Genomic DNA, 3,361 nt, shown 5'->3' on the forward strand with positions numbered 1-3,361 from the left:
GCTATCACAAGATCATCGTGATGACCGACGCCGACGTCGACGGCGCGCATATCCGCACGCTGCTGCTGACGTTCTTCTTCCGGCAGATGCCGCAGATGATCGAGGCCGGCCATCTCTATATCGCGCAACCGCCGCTCTACAAGGTGACGCGCGGCAAGTCCGAGCAGTATCTGAAGGACGAGCGTGCGCTGGAGGATTATCTGATCAACACCGGGCTCGACGACTGCGTATTCAGGATGGCGTCGGGCGAGGAGCGCAAGGGCCGCGATCTGCTGGCGCTGGTGGAGGACGCCCGCGTGATCCGCGGCACGCTGCACAATCTGCACAGCCGCTATAACCGCCGGGTGATCGAGCAGGCCGCGATCGCCGGCGTGATGAACCCCAAGATCACCGGCGACGTCGCCACCGCCAACGCCGCCGCCGGCTACATCGCGCGAAGGCTCGACGCGCTGGCCGATGAGGTCGAGCGCGGCTGGACCGGACGCTTCACCGAAGGCGAAGGATTTTTCTTCGAGCGGACCGTGCGCGGCGTGAAAGACGTCGCCGTCATCGACGACGCGCTGCTCGGCTCCGCCGACGCGCGCAAGCTCGACGATTACGCCGCAAAACTGCAGGAGGCCTATCCGAAGCCAGGCATGCTGCGCCGCAAGGACACCGAGACCGTCATCCACGGCCCGGTCAGCCTGTTCGAGGCGGTGACCGATGCGGGGCGCAAGGGCGTGGCGCTGCAGCGCTACAAGGGCCTCGGCGAGATGAACCCGAGCCAACTCTGGGAAACCACCCTCGACACCAACGAGCGCTCGCTGCTGCAGGTCAAGATCAAGGAAGTCGACGAGGCCGACGACATCTTCACCAAGCTGATGGGCGACGTAGTCGAGCCGCGCCGCGAATTCATCCAGGACAATTCGCTGAGCGCCAATGTGGATGTGTGAGGCTGCGTAGGGTGGGCAAAGGCGTCCTTCGCGCCGTGCCCACCAGCAGGATCGCGCGATAGAATATGACGCATTGCCTTGGGAATGGCGACCTTTGAAGGAGGAGACGTTGGTCCGCTATATGACGCCGTCGCAATATCAGGCTATGGACCGCCAGCAGCAGAATGCCCAGCGTGAAGCCATCCGCCGCTATAACCAGGAAGTCGACCGGGTCAATCGCGCCAACCGCGCCGCGGCGGAAAAGCATGTGCGGGACGTTAATCGCGAAGTCGACCGGGTCAATCAGCACAACAAGCGCGTGGTTGACGACTACAATCGTCGGGTCCGCCAACACAACCAGAACGCCAGCGCGGCGCTCAGCAAATATAATCAGGCCGTCCGAACCCACAATGCGCAAGTCGAACGGAATCGCCAGCGCAGTCTCTCTGCACTTCGGGCCATGTCCACCACCCGATACGTCGAGGTGCGCGACTCTACCTTCGATTTGAGTGAGCGCTTCGACCGCGTCGAGCGATCGGCAGGCTCGACGGCATACGCGGACTTGTTGGCGCTGTCGGAGAGAGAAGCCAGCAACAGCGCTGAGGTGGCTGAAGCTCTGACCGCGGATGAACCGAAAGTCCCCGAAAACGGTCAGGACACTGGAATTCTCGAATACCTGGTCGGATTTTCTCAAGAGCTCTGCGACCGCTGGCGCGGGGCGTTGTACTCGCTCAATCCCGTCAATCCGGATGCAGGCCGACATTTCTGCACCAGTGTGCGAGAGATCTTCACGGAGATTCTCGATAAGTGGGCAGATGATGAAGATGTTTTGGAAGCCGATCCGAACTGCGAGCTTACGCCCAACAGGACCGGACCATCACGCCGTGCTAAAATCCGCTATTTGCTGAAGCGTAAGGGCGTAGATTCTCCTGAGATGCTGGGGTTCGTCGAGAAGGATATTGACGACATCCTGCAACTGTTCCACGTGTTCAACGAGGCGACCCACGGCACCGCGGGTAAGCACGGTTTTTCAAAGCTTCAAAGCATCCGGCAGCGCGTCGAAGGCGGCATCATGTTCCTGGCCGCCATCGCTCTCTGAGGTTGAAGCCGGCGAGCACGCAAACCAGCTTCGGCGGCCATTTTGCAGCGCTCGAAGAACCCGAATGCCTGGCCGAGGACATCCGGGCATTCTTCCGTCCGCTCCGTCAGATTTCGTAGCGGCCATATCCGCGCGAGCGCGACGAATCCGACCCATCTAGCTGCGCGACAGGTTGCGCGTTGCCATCAAGACATTTGCGATCGGTCGCCGGAACAAGCCAGTCACGGTCGGGCGATGAATCCCGAACGGACCTGAACGGCAGGACGTTATCCATTGAATTGGTCACGGCGCTCATCTCCATGGCTTTCCTCCTGTCGCTTCGAAACGAAATCGTGCAGCACAACGGGACCGATGCGAAGTTGGTAATGTCGATTTCTATTATTCGGCCCTGGAATAAATCAGCGATGTCCGGTCCGGCGGTTCACGGTACAATGAAGCCATGACGGGTGAGGCTTGACATGGACCAGCTAACCGGATTTCGAATTTTCACCCGCGTCGTCGAGCTTGGCAGTTTTTCCAAGGCGGCGGACGACCTTGTCGTTTCGCAATCGACGGTCACCAAGCATATCGCGTGGCTGGAATCGCATCTCGGCGCGCGGCTGCTCAATCGCAATACGCGCGGCATCAGCCTGACCGAAGGCGGCGGCCTGTATTACGAGCGCTGCAAGGCAATCCTCAAGGACGTCGACGATGCCGACGCCGTGGTCGGCCGCCACAGCGGCGCGCTCACCGGCACGCTGCGAATCTCCACATCGGTGGCGTTTGGCCGGCGCATCGTCGCGCCGATGCTGATCGAGTTCATGCGGCAGCAGCCCCGGCTCAAGATCGATATCACCTGCGAGGATGCCTATGTGGACCTGGTGGCGCGCGGCGTCGACGTCGCCTTGCGGATGGGCAGGCTTGCCGATTCGTCGCTCGGCGGCCGCTATATCGGGTCCAATCCGTGGGCCATGGTCGCCTCGCCGGGTTATCTCGCCGGGCACGAAACGCCGCAGTCGCCGGGCGATCTGGACGGCCACGACTGCATTGTCTATTCCAGCGTTCAGGGCGACGCGGTATGGCAGCTCCGCTCCCGCGAAGGCGGCGTGCACGCCGTCGTCGTCAATGGCCGGTTGCGATCGAACAATCTGTCGACCTTGCTGTCGGCCGTGCAGCTCAATCTCGGCATCGCGATCCTGCCAACCTATGTAGCCTCTTCATCGCTGAAATCGGGCAGGATCGTACGCGTGCTGGAAGATTACGTGCTCCTCGAACAGGAGCTGCATGCGGTTTTTCCCTCGCCGAAATTCGTTCCGCAGAAGGTGACGGCCTTCATTCACTTCCTGCTGCCGCGCTTCAAGGGACAGTGGTG

Annotated in this window: 4 protein-coding genes; 3 read left to right on the forward strand and 1 reads right to left on the reverse strand. The window is 61.3% G+C overall.

The annotated features are described in order from the left end of the window. Together VGP39_RS11545 and VGP39_RS11550 are read left to right on the forward strand one after the other, a co-directional pair. On the forward strand, nucleotides 1-932 hold a 932-nt coding region (locus VGP39_RS11545), incomplete at its 5' end, for a toprim domain-containing protein (RefSeq protein ID WP_327568237.1). Between the two features lie 109 nt (nucleotides 933-1,041). Then, entirely contained in the window at nucleotides 1,042-2,010 is a 969-nt protein-coding gene (locus VGP39_RS11550) for a hypothetical protein (RefSeq protein ID WP_327568238.1), read from the forward strand. Nucleotides 2,011-2,116: 106 nt separating this feature from the next. Here VGP39_RS11550 and VGP39_RS11555 read toward each other — a convergent pair whose 3' ends face one another. Continuing rightward, a complete protein-coding gene (locus VGP39_RS11555; RefSeq protein ID WP_327568239.1) occupies nucleotides 2,117-2,311 on the reverse strand; it encodes a hypothetical protein in 195 nt (64 codons plus the stop codon). Between the two features lie 157 nt (nucleotides 2,312-2,468). On the opposite strand from VGP39_RS11555, the gene VGP39_RS11560 reads away from it, so the two are divergent. Beyond that, the coding region (locus tag VGP39_RS11560; RefSeq protein ID WP_327568240.1) for a LysR family transcriptional regulator at nucleotides 2,469-3,361 on the forward strand (893 nt) is incomplete at its 3' end.

This window comes from Bradyrhizobium sp. (genome assembly GCF_036009065.1).
Classification (GTDB): Bacteria; Pseudomonadota; Alphaproteobacteria; order Rhizobiales; family Xanthobacteraceae; genus Bradyrhizobium.

Excerpts from the sequence above, each read along its gene's own strand:
- VGP39_RS11555 (WP_327568239.1), bottom strand. The coding sequence starts at position 2,311 with ATGGAGATGAGCGCCGTGACCAATTCAATGGATAACGTCCTGCCGTTC.